We start from the raw sequence: 21,430 nt of genomic DNA, 5'->3' as shown, positions 1-21,430 counted from the left end.
CTTCCAATGGGCAGACTCTACATCAGATCGAGGGATCTTTCGGGGGGCAGGTCAGAAGGAACTCCGGTTCGCCGTCAGGTCTGAGTTTGAAGGGTTGAATGGCTCCGAACCCATTTGGCGCATTCCTGCACACAGAATGAAGATGGGGCGCGAGCACCTTGTGCCGCTTTCCGCTCAAGCCACTGCGATTGCCAAAAAGATGATTGCCTCATCGCCAGGCGATTACCTCTTTCCAGGCACTCATCCGGACAAGCCGATTTCGGAAAACACGATGATCTACGCTCTGTACCGGCTCGGCTATCACAGTCGTCAGACAATCCACGGCTTTCGAGGACTGGCTAGCACCTGGGCTAACGAACAACTGGCCGAATTCGGCAAGCCGGCGATCTGGATCCGGCGATATCATGAGGATTGGGTCGAGATGCAACTTGCCCACTCAGACAAGGACGAGGTTCGCAGCGCCTACAACGCGGCAGAGTATCTCACACCACGCCGACACATGATGCAGGACTGGGCATACTTCCTCGATGGCGAAAAGGTCGTCGACATTCGCAAGGGGCGACGACGGGTGGCTTGAATTCCGACTTGGTAGCTTCGCCAGCAAAATCGTTCGTGCCCTAGCGAGCGCTTGCATTGCGAACTTGCCCAATGGCGCGTGCGGGCCTATCTTACCTCCGTCTTACATCTGGGAGGCATTCCGTGGGCGTTCACGACCGGCTGACGACTGTCATCTCGACTAAGGGCCAAGTCATTCTGCCCAAGGCCATCCGCGATCAGCGCCAATGGGGAGCAGGAACTCGGCTCACGGTTGAGAATACGCCAGACGGCGTGCTCCTTAAGTCGACGCCGATGTTTGCCGCAACCAGCGTCGATGCCCTCTTCGGATCGATGCCGCATGAGGGGCCAGCGCTGTCGATCGACGACATGAATGCAGCGATCGCGACGGAGGCAGAGCGACGTGCGCGCGATTGATACCAATGTGATCATCCGCTTCCTGACGGCGGACGATGCCGCTCAGGCTGCGGTCGCGCGGCGGGCCATCGAGGCCGGCGATATCTTCATCCCGACTACGGTTCTGCTCGAAACCGAGTGGGTGCTTCGCAGCGGCTACGGCTTCTCCAGTGAGGCCATCGGGACTGCCCTTGCAGGTCTGGCAGGACTGCCTGGCGTTGCCGTTGAAGATCCGCTGGCTCTGGCCTCTGCTCTTGATGGTATGGCGGGTGGCATGGACTTCGCGGACGCGCTGCATCTTGCCAAGGCCGAGGGTTGCATTGCCTTTCTAAGCTTCGATCTCAAGCTCGCGAAAGCCGCCAAAGGCCGGTCTTTGGTCCCGGTCATGGTGCCCTGAACCGGGCCAGCGTCAGTGGCCTGCGCTGACAGGCACTGCTGGGCAAGGCCATTGGAATGATCCGAGAACGCGCTGTCCTTGGCGATATACTCTCTGCTGTAGATCTTACGTCGATGGCGGGCGAATACACACCACCGAGCTGAGACGCATGGCCCAATAGCGGGGCAAGTTCGAGAGCCAGCACAACCGCGAAATGCCACGAACGGGCAGGTCATCTGATCGGCTTAGGCCCGGGACCATCCGGCTCTTCGCGAACCCTTCCCTGAAGGCGCCGTCAGCCCCTCGCAACCCCGATCCGGTCCGGCCGTGTTGCCGCGCTGCGCGCGGCTGCCCGCTCCACCCGTCCTGATCGAGGTTCCCCTCCCGCCGCCTGCGGCGCCGTCCGGTGCGAACGTCTGCCGCCCCCTTCTGACGGTCAGTTCGCAGCCGGGATGGCCCCGGACCTGCGCGTTCAGGAGAAAACCCATGACCAATCTCGTTATCCTCGTCGGCCGCATCGCCCGCGATCCCGAAACCCGCACCACCACCGGCGGGACCAGCATCACCAGCCTCTCGGTCGTGACCGACCGGCCCGCCCGCAAGGACGGAAAGACCTACAAGGACGAGAACGGCTACACCGCCAAGGACAGCGAGTTCCACCGCATCACCTGCTTCAATGGCCTTGGGGCAAACGTCGCGAAGTTCTGCAGCAAGGGCCAGCTGGTGACGGTCGAAGGGCGCATCCACTACACCCAGTGGGAAGACCAGGACGGCACCAAGCGCTACGGCTGCGAGATCATCGCCGACAAGGTCGATTTTCTGACCAAGGGCCGCGGCACCTCCAGCGATAGCGCTCCCGACATCGACGAAGACTGAGGGGCTCGTCCCTCTTCGAACAAGGCCCCGGCAGAGCAATCTGCAGGGGCCTTTTTTGTGCTAGGAGCACATTGGGCAGCGCGGGGGCATCGAACCCCCGCGCTGCCGTTTCTGAAGGACCTGAGGTCTCCAATCGAGAAGGTTCGGCCCTGCACCTGGGGGCAGCCAACGGCTCCACCGGTCAGATTTCTCAGGCTCTGGTTGATAGTGGGCACATGGACCCCGGACCATGCTGTTTGAAGAGGGTGAAGTAGGCACACCGTACGCGACTTGTCGCAGGTGGGAAGTATCAGAAATAGATGCGAAAATCTGTGATTTCGAGAACTTTGGTGCTTTTCCGTCACTTTGACCTACCAGGCCGTTTGGCAGGTCAATCTACCGTGCGGGGAGCCGAAGACGGCGGGGTTCCTTGCCTTGGATGTTCTTTACATGTTCCAGATGTCGACGTAATCTGCCCATCACTTTCGTAGAGTGACCAGACTCCTTCGTCTGAAGGAATCTGTCGAACGCCACGTCCCAAATGTCTCCAGGCTTACGTCTCTTACGAGCTTACTGCGCGTGTTCGCGCAGCAGCTTCTACCAATGGGCTCCCGCTCAGTGAATGGCTGCGCACAGCCATCGTCCGCGCCCGCGATAACGACCTCTCGGTCGCCAGTGATCGCAGCGTCATGCTGCGGCTTTACCGCCAGTCGCTCTTCGCCATGGTGGGGTTGATGCCCTACTTGCCGACCACGGCGATCATGCTTTGCGCGAACGTGTGCATATCGCTTTCGCTGCCCGCTGCCGCGCCGCCGGTGTCGCTGAAACGACCGGCGAGGGAGGCAGCCATGAAGTGTGAACTCGGCAATTTCATCCGCGGCAGCCATCTCATCGAGCAGTTCGGCTTCATGTTCGCAGCGGGGCCTCAAAGGCCCGCTGATCATCTCCCTGATCGTCATGTGCTGGATGACCTGGTCGACCATTTCGGCAGGTATGTCCGACCACGAAGTCGGCCTTGCGTGGATGCACGTCTACCCGAAGTGATAGCGCGGGTCGGGCTCAAGCGCTCGTCGATCTAACAGCGTATGGCCGAGGGCCGTTTCCCGAAAGGTCGCTCGTTAGGGCCGCGTTGTGCAGTCTGGGTAGAGTCGGAGATCGATGCGTGGATTGAGGCAATTGCGTCTACACGGCCTCTAGCCTGAGAGCGCACTTCAAGGCCAAAAGAGAGCGGATCCCCGATCAGCATGACCTAGACGTCAACGTTTTGCACCGGGCCTATCCAGAAGCAGCGCCGACAGTTGCAACTCCATCATGTGCCGCAGCGCTGCCTGGGGAAAGCGATCAGGCTCACCGAGAGCAGATACGACCAGTCCGTCGCTCAGGGCGATCAGGCGGTTGCATTCGATTTCGGCGTCTAGTGCGGGATTGATGGAACCTTCGGCCTGCGCCCGGCGGAAGATGGCATAAACTTCCTCGCGGATCGCGTGGTAGTTGGCGCTGTAGGTCTTCCACAGGCGCTCTTCGCGTTCGAGCTGGAGCAGCATGGCCAGCCATATCTGCGTGCGCGAGCGGGGGTGATCCGGTCCGGGCAGAGTGGAGAGGAAGATATGCTCCAGCTGCTGCCAGGCGGTGGGCAGGCTGCGGGCAACTGCGAGCGTTTCGAACCAGGGATCGAAGAACGATTGCAGCGTCTGCAGCAGCAGTTCGCCCTTGTCCTTGAAATGGTGGACGATCGCGCCGGTTGTAAGCCCTGCTTCCAGCGCGATGGCGCGCATGGTTGCCCCGGTGATGCCGCGCTCCTCGATCACGCGCTTTGCCGCCTCGATAATCAGATCGCGGCTGTTTGGCCCGCTTTCATCCTGATCGGGGAGGGGTGGCCTGGGTGTCACGGTGTTCATCGCTGGATCGGCTGGCGCGGTCGGGAAAAGCATGGCGGCATGATGAGCGGAGGTTTCCTGAGGCAGTTTGAGTTTGTGTCTTGACAGAAGCTCCTTAAGCGACCTAGCAAGTACATAACAAGCGTTATGTGCCATTTCGCTGAGCGCTTTGAGCCGAGGAGTCCGACGATGAATGCGCCCGTGACCAATCTCCTGCCCGCCAAGATTGCCGACTTCTATCCCAAAGACCTGAAGCCTGCGCGCAAGCTGACGACGCGCGAGGAGTTCCTGCAAGCTGCGCGTGACATCGTGCCCGATCTGCGCCGCAACGCGCTGAAGTCGATCGAGGGTCGTCAGCCGGCGTGCGAGAACGTGCGCACCTTGGTCAAGGCAGGCCTTATCGGCATTTCACGCCCGAAGAAGTATGGCGGCGCGGGGCTGGAGCTTAGCGATCAGTTCGATGTCGGCGCGATCCTTGCCGAGGGCGATGCCAATCTCGCCTGGGACTACATCGTCTGGGAAGTGCACAGCTGGCTTCTCGGCATGATTCCCGAGCAAGGCCAGGATGAAGTTTTCGGCTCTTCCGATCTCACCATCTGCAGCGGTGTGTTCAACCCGATGCGGGCAAAGGCCCGCGCGGTTGAGGGCGGCTACATGGTTTCGGGCATGTGGAATTACGGCAGCGGATCGACGCACTGCAACTGGGTGTTCTGCGCCGCGCTGGTCGAAGGGCGCGTGGCCCCCAGTGGCCGTCCGGAAAACCGGCTGATGGTGCTGCCGCGCGCCGAGATCGAAGTGCTCGATACCTGGCGCATGCGCGGCCTGCGCGGCACCGGCAGCCACGATATCGCGATCCCCGACGAAGTTTTCGTGCCCGAACATCGCACGATTACTCGCCCGACGATCGACACCGGCGACGCGCCGGGAGCGCACCTGCACGACGATTCGGGCACGGTCGCCTATCGCTTCCCCGGCACGCCGGGCGCGCATATGGCAGCGGCGGCGACTTCGGTGGGCATCGCGCGCGCTGCGATCGACGCCTTCAAGGAATATATGTCCAACCGTGTTTATCTGCACGGCCAGAAGCAGACCGATCTTGCCGCCTCCTTCGTACGCATCGGTGAGGCGGAAATCATGGTGGAAGCAGCGCAGCTGCTGTTCCGCAACACGATGCGCGAGATCGAGGACGAACTGCGCGCGGGCCGCCAGCCCGAGCGCCTGCTGCGCGCCAAGGCGCGGATGGTTTCGGCCTGGGTTCCGGGCCAGGCCAAGAAGGTAGTCTATTCGATGCTCGAAGGCTCCGGCTCAGGCGCGATGGCGGAAACCTCGCTGCTGTCGACCTACCTTGCCGACGTGACCCAGATGGGCTCGCACATCTCGACCCAGTATGACCTCGGCCCCGAGAACTATGGCCGCGTCGTCATGGGTCTTGAACCCAGCAATCCGCTGATCTGAGGGGCGCGGGCGCATGAAAAAGCAGATCATTATTCCTGCCGGGATGCAGGGCGCCTATGACCATATGCACTTTGCCCCCGGCGTGAAGGTCGGCGATACGGTCTATGTTTCGGGTCAGGCCGGGATCAAGGCCGATGGCAAAGTCGCCGAAACATTGGAGGAGCAGCTTCACCTCTGCTTCCAGAAGATTGCGCTGGTGCTTGAGGAGGCCGGCGGCTCGCTGGACGATATCGTTGAGCTGGAATCGTTCCATGTTGGCGACATGATTGCCGACACGCCGACGATCTTCAAGGTCAAGGACCATTACCTGACCCGCGACTATCCGGCATGGTCGGCCTTTGGCGTCACCATGTTGGCGGTGCCTGGCTTGCTGGTCGAGATCAAAGCCGTGGCTGTGATCGGTTCAGGCAACTGAGCGGGGCGGGGAGGGGCAGTCCATGGAATTGATCCTCCACAACAATCCCCGCTCGATGTTTTCTGAGAAGGTCAGGCGAGTCCTGGCCTTCAAGGGGCTGGACTGGACCGATATCGAAGTCCCGGGTCTTCCGCCCAAGACCTATCTGACTCCCTTGACCGGCGGCTATCGCCGCATGCCAGTGCTGCAGATCGGGGCAGACATCTACTGCGATTCAGCCCTGATCATCCGCAAGTTGGAAGAGATCGCGCCGAACCCGACGATCTTCCCCGAAGCCAGCGCGGGGACAGCGGCCATGATTGCGGACTGGGCCGATCACCGCGTAGCGATGTGGTCGATCATTTCGGTATTTCCCGATTTCCTGCCGCATGTCACCGAAGCGTTCATCGAGGATCGGACGGCGCTGGTCGCCGATTTCGCGCCGGACCGCGTCAAGGTTCTGGCACCGCACACTTTGGCGCAGCTAGGCCAGTTTGCTTTGATGCTGGATGCGGCGCTGGCGCAGCATCCGTTTGTGGCAGGTACGGAATTTTCGGTGGCGGATGCGGCCTGCTATCACGTCGCCTTCTTTGCGCGCAGCAGTCCGCGGGCCTTTGCGCCCCTTCAAGCCAAGCCGCGCATTGCAGCGTGGATGAACCGGATCGCCGCCTTTCCTGCGCCCACTATCACCGCAAAAGAGCAGGCTTACCCGCTGACCGTTGCGGCCGCGGCTGAGCCTGCCGATTTGGGCGATTTCTCCGCAGAAGGCGATGTGCTTGCGCTCGGCCAGGTCGTCTCGATTGCGGCGGACGATTACGCGAAAGAGCGGATTGTCGGCGAGATCGTCAAGCTGACGCCCGAGGCGATCGGCCTGCGCCAGCATGACGATACGCTGGGCGACACCGTGATCCACTTCCCCCGCCTTGGTTTCACCATTGATGTCGTGATGGGAGCGTGACGAATGTCTGATGCTGCACCGGCCGAAAAGCTCAAGCGCGCGATGCGTTCGCTGCCTAGCGGTGTCGCCATCATCACCGTGCGCGATCCCGAGACCGACAAGCCCTTCGGCATGGCCATATCGTCGATGATCTCCGTCTCGATGGACCCGCCGACCATGCTGGCAGCGATCAATCGCAATTCTGCCAACCACGAAGTGTTTGCGCGGGCCGAGCGGTTTTGCATCAATCTGCTGAGCGTCGATCACCGCGACGAAGTGGCGCTGTTTGCATCAGGCCAGCGCCGCGGAGAACGCTTCGGATCGGAAGGCTGGATCGAGGTGGACGGCGTCTATTGCCTTGCCGATGCCACCGCGATCGTCTGCGCCAAGCATGACAGCATGATCGTTGGCACGCACGAGATCTTTGTGGGCGAAGTGCTCGATGTTCGGCACGAGATGCAGGCACGCCCGCTCGGCTGGTTGAACGGCGGATTTCATGATCTGGCGCCGCTTGCACTCGCTGAAGCTGCGCAATGAACAACAAGAAACTTGCCTGGGAGGGCCAAGGAATGCGCTGGATACTCTCGACCTTGGGGCTGCTGATTGCCGCCGCTTCGCTGTCTGCCGCGAGCACGCCGCGCAGCACCGATTGGGACCTGCTCGGCAATTCCTCTGAGATGCAGCACCATTCCGATCTGACTGCGATCAACACCGGCAACGTGGTCAACCTGGGTCTGGCCTGGTCGGTTGATTTGCCCACCGAGACCGGCCTTGTCGGCAATCCGCTGATCAAGGACGGTATCGTGTTCCAGAGCGGGCCGGGCGGGGCGATCTTTGCCAACGATGTGCGCACGGGCAAGCAGCTATGGACCTACCTTGCCGAGCCCAAGATTGACGACGCCTCGCTCGCGGCGCTGATAAGCCACCAGACTAGCCGGGGCCTCGCGCTTCAGGGAAGCAACGTGATTGTGGCCACCGGCGATTGCCGCCTGATTGCGGTCGGCCAGAAGACCGGCAAGAAATCGTGGGAAGTACAATCTTGCAATCCCAAGGAGATGTACGGCATCACCGGGGCACCGCGCGTGGGTGGCGGCCTGGTGTTCATCGGCAATTCGTGCATGGACACCGGCATGAGCCGCGGCTTTGTCGAAGCCTTCGACGCGGCAACCGGCCAGCGCAGGTGGCGTTTCTATACGACGCCCGGCGATCCGGCCAAACCGCAGGAAGATGCGGTGCAGGACATGGCGGCCAAAACCTGGGGCACGGACTGGTGGGGCAAGGCCCACGGCTGCGCCAGCGTGTGGGATGCCATGACCTATGACGAAAAACTCGATCAGCTTGTGATCGGCACGGGCGGTCCTGCGCCGTGGCCGGTCAACCAGCGGGCGTCCGATGCGGGCGACGAACTGTTCACCAATTCGATCGTGGCTCTCGATGCCAAGACCGGCGCCTACAAGTGGCACTTCAAGCAGGTGCCCCACGACGGCTGGAATTATGAAGCCGCGATGGGCATCATGATTGCCGACCTGCCGATCGATGGCAAAGCGCAGCACGTCGTGCTCTCGGTGCCCAAGAACGGCTTCACCTATGTGCTCGATGCCGCCACCGGCAAGTTCATCAGCGGCAAGAACTATGTCGATGTGAACTGGACCAAGGGGCTCGACGGCAATGGCCGCCCGATCCCCGAGCCCGCGACGATGTACTGGCAGAACTCCGAGCAGAAGGCGATCATGATGCCCAGCACCATGGGCAGCCATGGCTGGGAGGCGCTGGCCTTCGATCCGTCGACCCATCTCCTCTACATCCCCGCGATGACCATCCCGACCGAGATCGGCATGGCCAAGAAGGGGCACAACGGGATTTACATGGATTTCTACGCCGGCGATGCACCTGGCGCTCCTGTCAAACCCTATAGCGAAATCGTTGCCTGGGACCCGGTTACGCAATCGGCCAAGTGGCGTACGCGCGGTGTGATGCCGATCAACGGCGGCCTGCTGCATACGGCTGGCGGGCTGGTGTTCGAAGGGACCGCCGACGGCAAGTTCGAGGCCTATGATGCAGCAAGCGGCAAACTGCTGTGGAGCGCCCGCGTTGGCGGGGCCATCCGCGCTGCGCCTTCGACCGTGATGTTGAACGGGGAGCAGTATATCCTTGTTCCCACTGGCAACGGGGCGGCCTCTTCGACCGCATCCTATGTTTCGCGCTACACCTCGACGCCTGAGGCGCGCACGCCGCCGCGTCTGCTGGCCTTCAAGCTGGGCGGCAAGGCAAAGTATCCTGCGTTTGCAAAGTTCGAGCCGACCCCGCTGCCGCCGCAGCCCCGGCCAAATGCCGAGCTGGCGCACGATGGCTACAAGGTGTTCAAGGCCAATGCCTGCTCGGCCTGCCATGGCGCCGGCGGCGCAGCGGTGGGCAATCGTCCGCCGAACCTCAACAAGATGCCCCCGGTCGATCTCGCCATGCTGCGGACGGTGGTCAAGGACGGTGCGCTCGCGCCGAACGGCATGCCCGGCTTCAAGGACCTGAGCGATAGTGAGCTCGAAGCGCTCTATGCGTATATCATCAGCGAGGCTTGGAACGCCTACGACATTGATCGCGGCAAGCCACCAGTTTCGTCAGCGCATTGAACGCCTGCTCAATAACGCGGTCGCAACCTCCATTTTCATGAGCGAAAGCGGGCTGCGCCGCGTTGTTAATGTCGGGTGACACGCGCAAAGGCGGCGCGTATGCGAGCCAGACTGGTGCAAACGGGGCTCGAAATGGATTCTGCCATCAATCAGAATATCGAAATTGATGATCTGGTCTTGCCCGAATGGATCGGGACCAATGCCAAAGGCAGAGCAACCCGCGAGTTGATCCTGCGGACCGGGCTGAAATTGCTGGTGGACGAGGGCTACGGCGCGATGAGCATGCGCCGGGTCGCCAGCCTGGCGGGGCTCAAGTTCGGCAATCTGACCTACCACTATCCCAGCCGCGACGAGCTGGTGACCGAATTGCTGGACTCGGTCATCAAGGCTTATGAATGCGCGTTCGACGACATGATTGCGACGAGCAAGTTCGATGCGGCCGAGCAATTGGCGCTCTATATCCGTCTGGCCTTCATCAGCATGCAGCACACCAATCAGGCCCGATTTGCGCCCGAAATCTGGGCCCTGTCGAACCACGAGCCGAGTGCCGCCTTGCGGATGTACAGCATGTACGACCGCGCGCTCCATCTGGTCGAGAATATCATGATAGAGATGCGGCCTGATCTCGCGCGGGATCAGATACAGGCGCTGGCGCTCTTCTGCGTCTGTTCGATCGAGGGGTTTGTCGTGTTCATCGGGGCCGACAAGCCATTCCAACCTTGGCGACCGGCGATGGAACGGATGGCAGTCAAGTCACTGGTTGATCTTGTCACCACCGCGGATGCAGACCTGATCGGCGCCTTGCCGGCGCTGCAACGGGCTTCCGCGCCTGTCGTCATGGCCTGACCGGCGGGCTATCCCAGTAGCGCCAGTGCAGCGTCGGTGCTGATCCGGCGATACGTCTCACAGATGGAGCCATCGCGCGTCGCCGCATCGATGCGGGCCTTGGCCGCGATATAGGCAGAGCCATCGCGAGGCACCTCGTGCCAGCGCTCGTGCGTGTAGGCGACAACCCGCTCAAGCTCGCGAAAGGCAAGGTCGCTGAGGCCCAGCTTGCGGCCTTCGGCGACGCCACTTTCGACTTCAGGAAGCCACAGTTCGGGCTGCAAAGTGCTGGCATAGTTGGCAAGTACGCGGGCGTCGCGCGTGGACAGCTTTACATCTGCGCCGGGAACCGCGCCCGAAGCGGCATAAGCAAAGCACTGCTTGATCTGATCCCGCGCGGCCTCAGGTTCCCGGTACATCGCCGGGAGAGGGCCGGGCGTACCGTCGGGCACGGCGAGATGCGTGATGCCGTGGCCATTGATGGCCGAAAGAACCGCCACCGGATCGTCTTCGACGCTGAGTTCCTTGCGTTCGGGCCAGAAATCGAACGGGGAATGGTCTCCCCAGCACTGCCCGACATGAAACAGGTAGATTTCGGGATAGAGCTCGCGGCTGCGCCGGTTGCAGCCCGCCTGATCATAGAAAGCCGCAGTTGCCAGCGAAATGAGCAGGCCGGCGCCGAGCGCACCGAACGGTTCGCGCACCACGATGCCAAAGCGGTCCCGCGGCCCCCAATCGAGTACCAGGCGCGCATCGATAGCTGTGCCGTCCTGCGCGGCGGCAAAGCTTTCGAACCAGACTTGCGAAGCAGTGTGCATCAGGCACGTTCCTGAGTGGGCATCTTGTCGATGGACGGAATTGGTAGGGGACGCTAAGAATAGGTCAATTGATCTAATAAGGGCTGCGGCGCACTTTGTCGATGGCCACGATAGGAGAAGCCGCCATGCGGATAGCCGTGATCGGAACAGGGTTGATGGGCGCGGCGCTGGCGGAAGTCCTGCTCAAATCAGGGCATGATGTGGTGGTCTACAATCGCACACCGGCCAAGCTCGCTCCGTTGATCGCGCTGGGCGCCTTTGCCGCCGAAACCCCGGGTGAGGCCATCGCGCAGGCGGAAGCGACCTTTCTGGTCCTGACCGATGCGGCCTGCATGGAGCAGGTTTTGTTGAGCAACGAAACCCTGCCTGCGCTGGCTGGTAGCCGGTTGATCAACGTGGCCACGGTTTCTCCGGATGAAGTCGAGGCGCTGGGGCGCAGCGTTGCTGAACATGGCGGCGATCTGGCCGAGCTTACGGTGCTGGCCTATCCCGATCACGTTCGTGCGCGGACCGGGCACTACATCATCGGCTGCAGCGAGGCGCTCGCCGGTTTTTGGCAGGACATCGTCGCTCCGCTCGGTTTGAGCGCCCATCGTATCGGCGTTTTGGGGGACGCGGCACGCGGTGATCTGGCCTTTGCCGCGACGTTTGTGTTCAACATTACCGCCGCTGCCTTCACCGCCGCCATGGCAACAAAGCTGAAAGTGCCGTCAGAGGTTATCTTGCGGCAACTGAGCGACAATCCGGCGATTGCCGTGACCGGCGCAGCCGAACTTCTCCCGCAGATGTTCGCTGGCGCCTATCTCGAAAGCCTGGCCTCGGTCGATACGGTGGCGATGGCGCTGGACATGGCGCTTCCGCAGGCGCGCCTGCTCGGCATTCCGACCAAGATCCTTGAAGGCTTTCAGGAACTCTATGCCGAAGCCTCACGCCGGGGCTTGGGCAGCAAGGATGTCGCGAGCGTCTACGAAGTGCTGATGAAACCCTGAGGCGGGAGCCCTCCGACGGCCGATTTCGATGGCAGCAACTCAGCTGTTGCGGGAAGGGCACAGATGTTCGGTTGAACGATCAATCAACCAGAAACTGGTCAAATGACTTGACATCGGCGGGGCTCCGGTAAAAGCATGTTTATGTCAGATGACAAGTTTGCGATGATCGTCAACTTGGTATGCCCCTCCCGGTGAAGGCAGCGGGTGATGCGGCGGGATGGTGATCACAATTGAGGGGTAGGGATATGCTGCGAGACAAGATCGAATATCTGGGTCGGGCCAGCGCGATAGCCGTGGCCGGAATGCTCTTTATCTCTCACCCTGCGATGGCGCAGGATGCGGGCACCGCGACAGCGACCACGAACGAAACCGGCCTTGGCGAGATCGTCGTGACCGCGCAGCGCCGCGAGCAGAACCTCCAGGACGTTCCTGTTGCCATTTCAGCCATCGGCAGCGATTCCATTCGCAATCTGGGCATCCGCGATTCCAGCGATATCAGCAAGGCCGTGGCCGGTGTCACGCTCAATGCCAGCATCGGCGGCGGTGGCGCCAACTCGAACCTGGTGGTTCGCGGCATCGCGCAGACCGACCTTTCCGCGACGCAGGAATCGCCGAACTCGATCTACATCGATGACGTCTACCTGAGCTCGCCCAATGCGGCCGGCTTTGCGGTTTACGACCTTTCGCGGATCGAAGTGCTGCGCGGCCCGCAGGGCACGCTGTTTGGCCGCGCATCGAGCGGCGGCCTTGCGAACTTCATCACCACCAAGCCGAGCAAGCGGTGGAATGGTTTCGCCGACGTCAGCTACTCGAGCTACAACGATGTCCGCCTTGAAGCGGCTGTCGGCGGCCCGCTTTCCGATCGCGTGCGTTTCCGTCTGTCTGGCGGCTACGAAAAGGCCGATGGTTGGCTGCAAAACTCCAGCCTGAAAACGCCGAACCAGTATGAAAAGAACAGCTTCGGTATTCGCGGCCAGCTGGAGGCCGATCTGACGGATGCGTTCACCGCGCGCTTGTCCGTGAGCTACGACAAGAGCCCGCGCCACCGCGAGGGCACATACATTTCGACGCCGGCGACGATCGACGCCGTGACTGGGCAGCCGCGCTATCTGGGCGCCAACGAGGATCAGGGTACCGGACCCGGCAACGATTTCTTCGGCTATCGGGACACGGACGGAAAGTTCAACGCCACCGGCTTCAACGATTTGGGCTACCTCACCAATGAGCGTTTTTCGCCGTCGTTGTACCTGACCTACAATCTTGGTGATGCCACGATCACGTCGATTTCGAACTATACCAAGTTCAAATTTGACTATCAGGAAGATTCGGATGGTGGACCTGTCGATATTGCCCAATTCCATTATAGTCAGAATTTGGATCAATATTCACAAGAAATCCGTCTCAACGGAAGATCTGGAAACCTGACCTATACTGCTGGGTTTTATTATCTGAACACCAACCAGGTCCAGCCACAGAATTTTCCTTTTACTGCTTTCAGCGTTGAATTTTTCAACGACGTCAAGCAGAAGACCAATAGCTGGGCGCTGTTTACCCAGCTGGAATACAAGCTTACTGACAAGCTCAACGTGACAGGCGGCATTCGCTTCACCAACGAAAAGAAGAATTTCTTCTCACGCACATTTGCCGGTGGCCTCGGTGCGGCGAATATCCTTATCTATGATTTCAGCGCGTCCAACCCGGTGGTCGGCTCGCTCGCGCATCTTGATGACAAGCTGTGGAGCGGCAAGGTCGGTCTCGATTACAAGCCGGATGACAACACGCTGCTGTACCTCACGGTCTCGCGCGGGGTGAAGGCAGGCGGGTTCAACACGAACCTCAACGGCTTCCCCGATCAGAAGTTCCTTGATTCCAACGGCGGGCTGGACTTCTTCGGCGTTCCCGAAAAGGACTTCATCCCCGACACGCGCTTCAAGGATGAGCACCTCATGGCCTATGAGGGCGGCGCCAAGCTCGATCTGCTGGATCGCAAGCTGCGGGTCAATCTCAGCGCATTCTACTACAACTACACCAATTTCCAGGGCTACAACTTCCGCGGTGTGGCGGGCGTGGTCGCCAACAACGACGCGCGCTTCTACGGTGCTGAACTGGAAGTCCACGCGCGGCCGATGGCCGGTCTGGACCTGAACCTGGCCGCGTCGTACCTGCACACCAAGCTGTTCGATGTGACGACCGCCCACAGCGGCACGCTCGATCAGCAGGCGGCACAAGCGCCGAAGTGGACCGTCAACGGCAGCGTGACCAAGCGCTTCGAACTGCCGTTCGGTACGCTCGGCTTCACCTGGGACGGCAACTATCTCGGCAGCCGCTACACCTCGACCGACAACAACGTCGGTACGCTGATCCGGTCCTCGTTCGTGCACAATGCGCGGGTTTCGCTGGATATCGAGAAAGCGGGCCTCGAACTGGCGTTCTTCGTGAAGAACATCAGCAACAACGATCGAATGATCTTCAGCTACGATCTGGCTGGCTCGTTCGGCAACTTCCTGCAGGGTTACGCGCCGCCGCGCTGGATCGGTGGCTCGATCCGCAAGTCGTTCTGATCCGGCAAACGGTCCAGATTGCGTTCAATAAGGGGCGAGGAGCGGAGCGATCCGGTCCTCGCCCCTTTTGCGTGGCAAATCGGTGCGGCAGGGTGCCCAAGGCTTAGAATATCAAGGGAGAGTCCAGATGACGGCAACGAACGAACAGTTCATGCGGGATTTTTACGCGCTGTGGAAATCAGCAGATATCGATGGCATCGTGGGCTGCCTCGCCCCCGATTGCGTTTACGAAGATGTGCCGGTCAATCGGCCGATGCGCGGACAGCAGGCTGTTCGTGAATGGCTGGAAGCGGGCTTTGCGCATCTGGACAGCATCGTGATGGAAATCCGCACGATCGCCAGCAATGGCGAATGGGTGCTGATCGAACGGCTGGACGATCACATCAAGGGATCGAAGCATTCGCTGCTGCCGGTCATGAACGCTACGCGCATCGTCAATGGCAAGATCGCCGAGTGCCGAGATTACTTCGACATGGTCACGGTGGAAAAGATCGGGCTCGCCGAAAGCGCCTGATTTTTCCCGTTCGATCAATCAAAGGACCCCGGCACCGTAGCGGTACCGGGGTCTTTTGTTGCAGCCAATCGGCTGGTATCAGGCTTCGAGGTGGCCGTACTGCAGCTGCTTGCGGCGGTAGACCACATGGAGCTGCGTGAAGGCGAGCAGGCCCTCAACACCAAGTTCAGCGCCCAGACCCGATTGCTTGGCGCCGACGAACGGCGTGGTGACGAACGCGCTGCCGTGATCGTTGACCCAGACCATGCCTGCTTCCATGCGGCCGGCAAGCGCGTTGCCAAGGTCGATGTCCGGCGTCCAGATCGAGCCGCCGAGCGCGAAAGGTGAGGCATTGGCGCGGGCCAGGGCATCTTCCACATCGGTGAACTTGATGAACGGCATGATCGGCGCGAACTGCTCTTCATCGACCAGCCGCGTGCCATCGGTGATATCGCGCACCACGGTCGGGCGCATGAAATAGCCCGGACGGTTGAGCACTTCGCCGCCAGCCACGATCACGCCATTGGTGCGGCCGTCTTCGAGGAATTCCTTGGCACGTTCGAACTGGGCCTTGTTGTGAATCGGGCCGTAGGTCGTTGCCGGATCGAGCACATCGCCAAGGACATGCGCCTCGCAGCGCGCTGCCACCTTGCTCACCAGTTCGTCATAGATGTCGGCGTGGGCGTAGATCCGCTTGATGCAGTTGCAGATCTGGCCGGCATTGGTGAAGCCGGCGTACATGATGAAATCCGCGACGACATCGACATCGACGCCCGGCATGATGATGGCCGCATCGTTGCCCCCCATTTCGAGCGTGAGGCGCTTCATGGTGGCGGCGGCAGCGGACATGACCCGCTTGCCGGTCTCGCAAGAGCCGGTGAAGCTGATCTTGGCCACATCGGGGTGCGCCGAAAGCTTCGGCCCGAGATCATTGGCATCGGTGATGATGTTGACGACACCAGCCGGGAATAGCGGCGCGATCAATTCACCCAGACGCAGCGTGGAAAGCGGCGTGGTGGGGGCGGGCTTGATCACCACCGTGTTGCCCGCGAGCAGCGCTGAAGGCACCTTGAAACCGACCAGCAGGATCGGGAAGTTCCACGGAATGATCGTGCCAACCACGCCCAGCGGGCGGCGCTCCTGCACGGCGATGCGGAATTCGTCCTCATAGACGACGTCTTCCTTGATCTCGAGATCAGCCAGGCCGCGGATGAATTCGACCGTGTAGTCGATCTCTTCCTTCGATTCGCCGATTGTGCGGCCGACTTCGAGGCTCAGCAGGCGGTAGAACTCGTCGGCATTAGCTTCGAGTACATCGGCGATCTGTTTCACGAGTCGGCGCCGCTCGGCAATCGGGGTGGCGGCCCAGGCGGGGAAGGCGGCCTTGGCGGCGGCGACGGCCTGATCAAGTTGGGCTTCCGAAGCACGCGGGGACGTTGCCAGAACCTCTTCGGTGGAAGGGTTGATCACGTCGATTGTGCTCGCGCCGTCGACCAGCGCTCCTCCGATCAGGAGCTTGTACTCGCTCATCATGCGTTCTCCGATTCTGCATTCAATCTGTGCGGGCAGCCGGGCGTTTTGCAGCTGCCTAGCCTCGCCGCCAGAACGGCGGCCTCCGAAGAGTTATGTCAGTTGACAAGTTAATCTGCAAGAGGCAGCCTGTGACCTGCTGGTTATTTGTCTGTCGGGCCTTTGCGATCCGCGATGGCCGAGATGGCGGGGCCGCCGTTTGGGGAGATGCGATTCCATGAAATTGTGCTGCAAGACGCTCGTGTGCGGTCTGCTATCTGCCGTTGCGATTTGCGCGGCACCTGCGCAGGCGGCTCCTGCCAAGTCTGGCGCGGCTGCTGCACAGCGGGCGATCGATGCGAAGTTCGCTGAGTTGGCGCGCCGGATGGCGCGGGGCGAAACGGGCCTCCGCATCGTCACTGCGCTCTACTGGCCGGACGCGAGTGCCGGGGTGGAGGGAATGCCGAAGCCCCTGGTAGGCCTGGCCGAACTGGGCGGCTTGATGCAGGCTTCGGTTCCCACGGGAACGGGTATCGTGTGCAAGTTCACGCAATCGGGCAAGCTGGTCTTTTCCGGCAATTTCGCGAGCGCTTTTGGAACGGCAAGCTGCCGGAAGCCGGGTAGCGACAAGCCTGAGATATCGCGCTCGCTGCATGTGTGGGAGAAGCGCGGGAACCAGTGGAAGATTGTCCGCGAGCAACTCGCGCTGGGCGCGTACGACTGATCCGATACCTTATGCTGTTCGCCATCAACGGGCGGCCGGTCTCCAACTGATGAAAGTGTATCGATGAATCAGGCAGCAGCGCCGCGGCACAGCACGGTTTCGATCGTGCTTGCCATCACGGTGAGCGTGGTCGCCGCGATGGTTTCGAACACGCTGCCGGCCTTTCTGGCGGTGTTGGCGCGGGCCCGGGGACTGAGCGAAAGCCAAAGCGGGCTGAGTGCCATGGCAGATCTGGGCGGCATTGCCTTCGGGATGACGCTGTGCGGCCTGTTGCCAGGTCTGGTTCGCCGTCTGACTTGGCGCGGCACCATCGCAAGCGGGCTGCTGCTGCTGGTAGCGGCCAACCTGCTGTCGATCTGGGTCACGAGCTTTGAACCCTATCTTGCTGTGCGCATTCTGGCGGGGACGGGCTCAGGCATTGTCATTGCGATCGTCTATGCCGTGCTCGCCGAGGGTGATGGTGCACGGTCGCTGGCGGCGTTCAATGTCGGCCAGCTCGCGTCGGCTTCCTTCGCAATCCCTTTCTTCAGTAAGCTTGCCGAAGCTTATGGCATTGCGATCCTGTTCGCGATCGTTGCAGGCATGGGCGCGGCCTCGCTGCTGCTTGTTCCGGCCTTGCCGCGCGAATCCGTGCGCGAACTGGCCGCCGAGGACCGGGACAGTCACGCCAACGAAACCGTCAGCCTTGCGGGCTGGCTGGCCATCATTTCCGTGTTGGTTATGTTTGTGGGGGTCGGCAGCCTGTTCGGCTTTCTGTCCTACATGGGGGCGGCTTGGGGTGGGGATCCGCTGCAAGTGGAAAGCGACGTCTCGAAGGTCGTCTTTTCCGGCATGCTGGGAGCGCTGGCAGTGGCTATTGTCGGATCGCGTTTCGGCTATCAGCGGCCAATGATCATCGGCTTTGCCCTGCTGCTTGCCGCCGCTGCTTTGTTCGCTGTGTTCAAACCGCTTGCCGGCTTTCTGGCCGTCGGCGCATTGTTCTATTTTGCCGTCAATGTGACCATGACCTACCAGTTCGAAGCCGTGACCGAGATCGATACCACCAGCAGTGCCGCGATGCTCGTCAGCGCGGCGACGCTGGGCGGCACGGCTGTTGGGCCAGCGATTGCGGGTTATCTGGTGACGGAAGACTATATGCTGGTGAACCTGCTGGGCCTTGTGGCCTTTGCCAGTTCGCTGGCGCTGCTTCTGGCCGCACAGGCGCTGCATCGTCGGCAGCCCGCACGCGCCTGACCTTGATCAAGAGGGCCTCTGTTCGCCCTTGTTCTCGCCCCTTGCCAGCTTCACGCTCATGACCATCGCAGGAAGATAGAGCGCCAGCATTGTGACCAGCAGTCCGGCGCTTTGGAACCGATCAATAAACACCCCTGCCAATGCGCCGCCGCTGGCATAGCCGACCTGGATCGCGAAGTACCAGCCGCCATAAGCGGTCGAGAACTGTGCTGAGACGACCGCCCGGCGCACGAGATTGATCCACATGAGCTCGCCAGCAGCGAGGCCAAGGCCAAGGAAAGCCGTGCCGGTGATCGCCAATGTCGCGGTGGGATTTTGCAGCATCAGCGCATATGTGACGAGGCCAGACGCGATCATGGCGGAGATCGCCAGTGCACTCCAGACCGGCGGGAAACGGTCCATCGCCCAGCCGATCACCAGCGTGCCGATAACGGCGGTGATCGAAAGGATGCTCACTAGATAGCTTTGGAATTCGGAGTCAAAGCCAGACTGCGTCATCAACGTGGTGATGTGCGAAAACAACGCCACGGCGGTGACACCGGTGCCGAACACCGCAAGTCCGATGAAGATGAGCTGCACCAGACCAAGGGAGCCGGCGACGTCCTTCCAGCTGCCCTTGGCGGGTTCGGCCGCTTCCGCCGCCTGAATGGGGGCCGCAGCTGGCCGCGTGATGATGTAGCGGTTACGTCCGGTGAAATACAACGCAGCCGTTAGCGGAAGGCTGCAAAGCGCGATGACCGCCAATGTCACCGATGCGCTACGCCAGCCGAACATGCCGATGAGATGTTCGGTCAGCGGGGCCATCACGATCCCAGCGCCCGAGGCAAACGCCCAGAAAACAGACAGGGCTGTGCCGAACTTGTCGGTGAAATAGCCCGCGATGATCACGGGTGCTGAAACCATCAGGACTACTTTGCCGACGCCCATGACCATGCGCAGCACATAGAGTTCTGCAAACTGGGTCGAATAGGTCATGCCGATCAGGCTGACGGCCTGCGCTACAACCCCGAGCACCACGAAGGGCCAGGGGCCATAGCGGTTGATCACCGGCGCAATGACCAGCGCGAGCGGCGCGACCAGCCACATAGCCGAGACGAGACCACCGCTTTGCGTGGCCGACCAGTTCTGCTCATTCGCCTGTGCAGCGGCCAGAAAAATGAAAGAATATAGGCAGATACCCATCAGGACCACGACAGATGCGGAAAGGCCGCCGACGATCTGCCATGGATACAGCGAATTGCCGCTCCTGGTGGGCTCGATGCTCTGAGTTGCCGTCATCGGGCGCTCCTGGTTTGCGCCAATTGGCACTGTTTGGTCTTTTGACCTAATACAGTTTCTGCGACCCGGGTAGTGGAATATCGCCGATCAGGACGCGCCCGATCCGATGACAGCGACAGCCTTGATCTCGAGGAGTACGCCCGGCATCGCGAGATAGGACACGCCGAGGGCGGTCCAGGCGGGCGGGTTCTTCACCAGATACTTGTCCTTGACCGCGCGAAACGCCGCTGAGCCTTCCGGCAAGCCAACGTGGAAAGTCTGGAGATCGACGATATCATCGAGCGTAGCTCCGGCTTCGTTCAGCACGCGGGCAAGGTTCTGGAACGCAAATTCGGCCTGCCCCTCGACCGATGCGGGAAGTTCGCCCGCATCGGTCATCCCGACTTGGCCTGAGGTCCACACCATGGTGCCGACCCGCATGGCAGGGGCGTGGTGATAGGTGGCGCACAGATCTTCCATGCCGGCGGGAATGAAGGCTTCCTTCATCATGGCTTGGTTCCTCTTCGCCGTATGGCCGCTTTGCCGCTCAGAGGTCGTGGAATGTGAACCCTGCGGCCTCGGCGCGAGCGATATAGGTATCTGGGGTGATGATGTTTTCGACAAAGTAGAGACCATGCGCCGGAGCAGGCTGGCCGTCGAGTCCCGTCGCGCGCTCAAGCACGAGAGCCACACCGAAGCCGGTTATCGGGGCCTGGCCGGTCAAGCTGACCATGGCATGACGCGAAGACTTGGGGTGGCCGTTCAGGTCCGTGCCAGCCAGTTCCACGATCACTTCGCTCGAAGGCGCGCCGCCAGACTTGGTGCCGGCAGTCTCGGCAACAGCAAAGACGAACTTGATATTGGCCGCGCCGGTCACTTCGGTCAGCGCTTGAACGTCGAACACACCATAGGCGAAGCCGTCGAGCGCGCTGCCATCAACACTGGTTGCCGGTTGCGCGATATCGTCGCCGCTCAGCCAGCGGTAGGCACCTTTTTCGCGGACCATGGCACCGGGCATCACCGGGCCGAGGCGGACGGAATCCTCCATTGCAGCAGGACCGCCCAGATCCACCGCATCAATCACACCGATCATGGTGATGGACTCGAGCTGGCTATAGGCCTTCGCGGCTTGAAGCGTCACCATCATGCCTGCACCCGCAAGCCATTGGCTGCTGAGCACCAGCGTGGCGTTCGGATTGCGGATGAACGAGGCCACTTCGGTCGCCATTTCGATCACGACGGTCGAAATGCTGGTGAACGGTACGCCGCGATCGCGGGCAAAGCGCACAGCGTTCGTATGGTTGTCTTTCAGGAAAATGCCGACCGCGCTGACCGCGCGATCACCAAGGCCGAGATCGGCCTTGGACAGATCGATCGCAACCGCCTCGGCATTGCCGATTTCACTGACCAGTGCGGCCGCTCGGGCAACGTCGCGCACGCCGAACAACAGGGGCAGACCGGGATGCGCCTTCCGCAAAGTGCGGGCAGTGTGATTGCCGACATGGCCGGTGGCACCGATAAGCAGAATGGGGGGCGTCGACATGGCTTT

General features: G+C 61.2%; 23 protein-coding genes. 17 read left to right on the top strand and 6 right to left on the bottom strand.

The window, feature by feature from the left end; translation table 11 throughout:
- From WCL10_RS14520 to WCL10_RS14495, 6 genes are all read left to right on the top strand, one after another.
- Window positions 1–577, top strand: a 577-nt coding sequence (locus tag WCL10_RS14520) for a site-specific integrase (RefSeq protein ID WP_336896382.1), incomplete at its 5' end; no start/stop codon positions are given.
- A gap of 122 nt (window positions 578–699) precedes the next feature.
- Window positions 700–972: an AbrB family transcriptional regulator gene (locus WCL10_RS14515; RefSeq protein WP_336896381.1), complete on the top strand. Its 273-nt coding sequence runs from the start codon at window positions 700–702 to the stop codon at window positions 970–972.
- A 7-nt stretch (window positions 973–979) separates the two neighbouring features.
- Window positions 980–1,348, top strand: a complete 369-nt coding sequence (locus WCL10_RS14510) for a type II toxin-antitoxin system VapC family toxin (RefSeq protein WP_336896380.1) — start codon at window positions 980–982, stop codon at window positions 1,346–1,348.
- 465 nt (window positions 1,349–1,813) lie between these two features.
- Window positions 1,814–2,203 carry a single-stranded DNA-binding protein gene (locus WCL10_RS14505; RefSeq protein ID WP_336896379.1) on the top strand — a complete coding sequence of 130 codons (390 nt, stop codon included), beginning with the start codon at window positions 1,814–1,816 and terminating at the stop codon, window positions 2,201–2,203.
- A gap of 668 nt (window positions 2,204–2,871) precedes the next feature.
- Window positions 2,872–3,261 (top strand): hypothetical protein, encoded by a 390-nt coding sequence (locus WCL10_RS14500; protein WP_336896378.1) that lies wholly within the window; start codon window positions 2,872–2,874, stop codon window positions 3,259–3,261.
- 6 nt (window positions 3,262–3,267) lie between these two features.
- Entirely contained in the window at window positions 3,268–3,384 is a 117-nt protein-coding gene (locus tag WCL10_RS14495; protein ID WP_336896377.1) for an AlpA family phage regulatory protein, read from the top strand.
- A 54-nt stretch (window positions 3,385–3,438) separates the two neighbouring features.
- Here the strand turns inward: WCL10_RS14495 and WCL10_RS14490 are convergent, their stop codons facing one another.
- Window positions 3,439–4,113, bottom strand: a complete 675-nt coding sequence (locus WCL10_RS14490; RefSeq protein WP_336896376.1) for a TetR/AcrR family transcriptional regulator — start codon at window positions 4,111–4,113, stop codon at window positions 3,439–3,441.
- 135 nt (window positions 4,114–4,248) lie between these two features.
- Here WCL10_RS14490 and WCL10_RS14485 point away from each other — a divergent pair, with 135 nt between their 5' ends.
- From WCL10_RS14485 to WCL10_RS14460, 6 genes are all read left to right on the top strand, one after another.
- Complete coding sequence (locus WCL10_RS14485) at window positions 4,249–5,514, top strand: acyl-CoA dehydrogenase family protein (protein WP_336896375.1); 1,266 nt, start codon at window positions 4,249–4,251, stop codon at window positions 5,512–5,514.
- Window positions 5,515–5,527: 13 nt separating this feature from the next.
- Complete coding sequence (locus tag WCL10_RS14480; protein ID WP_336896374.1) at window positions 5,528–5,929, top strand: RidA family protein; 402 nt, start codon at window positions 5,528–5,530, stop codon at window positions 5,927–5,929.
- Window positions 5,930–5,951: 22 nt separating this feature from the next.
- Complete coding sequence (locus tag WCL10_RS14475; protein WP_336896373.1) at window positions 5,952–6,866, top strand: glutathione S-transferase family protein; 915 nt, start codon at window positions 5,952–5,954, stop codon at window positions 6,864–6,866.
- A 3-nt stretch (window positions 6,867–6,869) separates the two neighbouring features.
- Window positions 6,870–7,382, top strand: coding sequence for a flavin reductase family protein (locus WCL10_RS14470; RefSeq protein WP_336896372.1), 513 nt, complete (start codon window positions 6,870–6,872; stop codon window positions 7,380–7,382).
- Window positions 7,379–9,472, top strand: a complete 2,094-nt coding sequence (locus WCL10_RS14465; protein WP_336896371.1) for a PQQ-binding-like beta-propeller repeat protein — start codon at window positions 7,379–7,381, stop codon at window positions 9,470–9,472. Before WCL10_RS14470 ends, WCL10_RS14465 begins: the two co-directional genes overlap by 4 nt.
- Before the next feature lie 75 nt (window positions 9,473–9,547).
- Window positions 9,548–10,318 (top strand): TetR/AcrR family transcriptional regulator, encoded by a 771-nt coding sequence (locus WCL10_RS14460; RefSeq protein ID WP_336896370.1) that lies wholly within the window; start codon window positions 9,548–9,550, stop codon window positions 10,316–10,318.
- Between the two features lie 8 nt (window positions 10,319–10,326).
- Here the strand turns inward: WCL10_RS14460 and WCL10_RS14455 are convergent, their stop codons facing one another.
- Window positions 10,327–11,115, bottom strand: coding sequence for a hypothetical protein (locus tag WCL10_RS14455; RefSeq protein ID WP_336896369.1), 789 nt, complete (start codon window positions 11,113–11,115; stop codon window positions 10,327–10,329).
- A gap of 101 nt (window positions 11,116–11,216) precedes the next feature.
- Here WCL10_RS14455 and WCL10_RS14450 point away from each other — a divergent pair, with 101 nt between their 5' ends.
- The 3 genes from WCL10_RS14450 (at window position 11,217) to WCL10_RS14440 (ending at window position 15,179) form a co-directional block, all read left to right on the top strand.
- A complete protein-coding gene (locus WCL10_RS14450; protein WP_336896368.1) occupies window positions 11,217–12,104 on the top strand; it encodes an NAD(P)-binding domain-containing protein in 888 nt (295 codons plus the stop codon).
- Between the two features lie 245 nt (window positions 12,105–12,349).
- A complete protein-coding gene (locus WCL10_RS14445) occupies window positions 12,350–14,665 on the top strand; it encodes a TonB-dependent receptor (protein WP_336896367.1) in 2,316 nt (771 codons plus the stop codon).
- Window positions 14,666–14,792: 127 nt separating this feature from the next.
- Window positions 14,793–15,179, top strand: coding sequence for a limonene-1,2-epoxide hydrolase family protein (locus WCL10_RS14440; RefSeq protein ID WP_336896366.1), 387 nt, complete (start codon window positions 14,793–14,795; stop codon window positions 15,177–15,179).
- A gap of 78 nt (window positions 15,180–15,257) precedes the next feature.
- Here WCL10_RS14440 and WCL10_RS14435 read toward each other — a convergent pair whose 3' ends face one another.
- On the bottom strand, window positions 15,258–16,688 hold the full coding sequence (locus tag WCL10_RS14435) for an aldehyde dehydrogenase family protein (protein ID WP_336896365.1): 1,431 nt from the start codon (window positions 16,686–16,688) through the stop codon (window positions 15,258–15,260).
- A gap of 217 nt (window positions 16,689–16,905) precedes the next feature.
- Between WCL10_RS14435 and WCL10_RS14430 the strand changes: the two genes are divergently transcribed.
- Window positions 16,906–17,391 (top strand): hypothetical protein, encoded by a 486-nt coding sequence (locus WCL10_RS14430; RefSeq protein ID WP_336896364.1) that lies wholly within the window; start codon window positions 16,906–16,908, stop codon window positions 17,389–17,391.
- 63 nt (window positions 17,392–17,454) lie between these two features.
- On the top strand, window positions 17,455–18,624 hold the full coding sequence (locus tag WCL10_RS14425) for a hypothetical protein (RefSeq protein WP_336896363.1): 1,170 nt from the start codon (window positions 17,455–17,457) through the stop codon (window positions 18,622–18,624).
- Between the two features lie 6 nt (window positions 18,625–18,630).
- On the opposite strand, the gene WCL10_RS14420 is transcribed toward WCL10_RS14425, so the two are convergent.
- The 3 genes from WCL10_RS14420 to WCL10_RS14410 form a co-directional block, all read right to left on the bottom strand.
- Window positions 18,631–19,902, bottom strand: a complete 1,272-nt coding sequence (locus WCL10_RS14420; protein WP_336896362.1) for an MFS transporter — start codon at window positions 19,900–19,902, stop codon at window positions 18,631–18,633.
- An 87-nt stretch (window positions 19,903–19,989) separates the two neighbouring features.
- Window positions 19,990–20,391, bottom strand: coding sequence for a RidA family protein (locus WCL10_RS14415; protein WP_336896361.1), 402 nt, complete (start codon window positions 20,389–20,391; stop codon window positions 19,990–19,992).
- Between the two features lie 37 nt (window positions 20,392–20,428).
- Window positions 20,429–21,424, bottom strand: a complete 996-nt coding sequence (locus WCL10_RS14410) for an NAD(P)-dependent oxidoreductase (protein ID WP_336896360.1) — start codon at window positions 21,422–21,424, stop codon at window positions 20,429–20,431.
- Window positions 21,425–21,430: the final 6 nt, after the last annotated feature.

The organism is Novosphingobium sp. (assembly GCF_037133355.1).
In the GTDB taxonomy this organism is placed as follows: domain Bacteria; phylum Pseudomonadota; class Alphaproteobacteria; order Sphingomonadales; family Sphingomonadaceae; genus Novosphingobium.
Note: the sequence above shows the minus strand (reverse complement) of the source record. Positions and strands in the feature narration are given on the sequence as shown.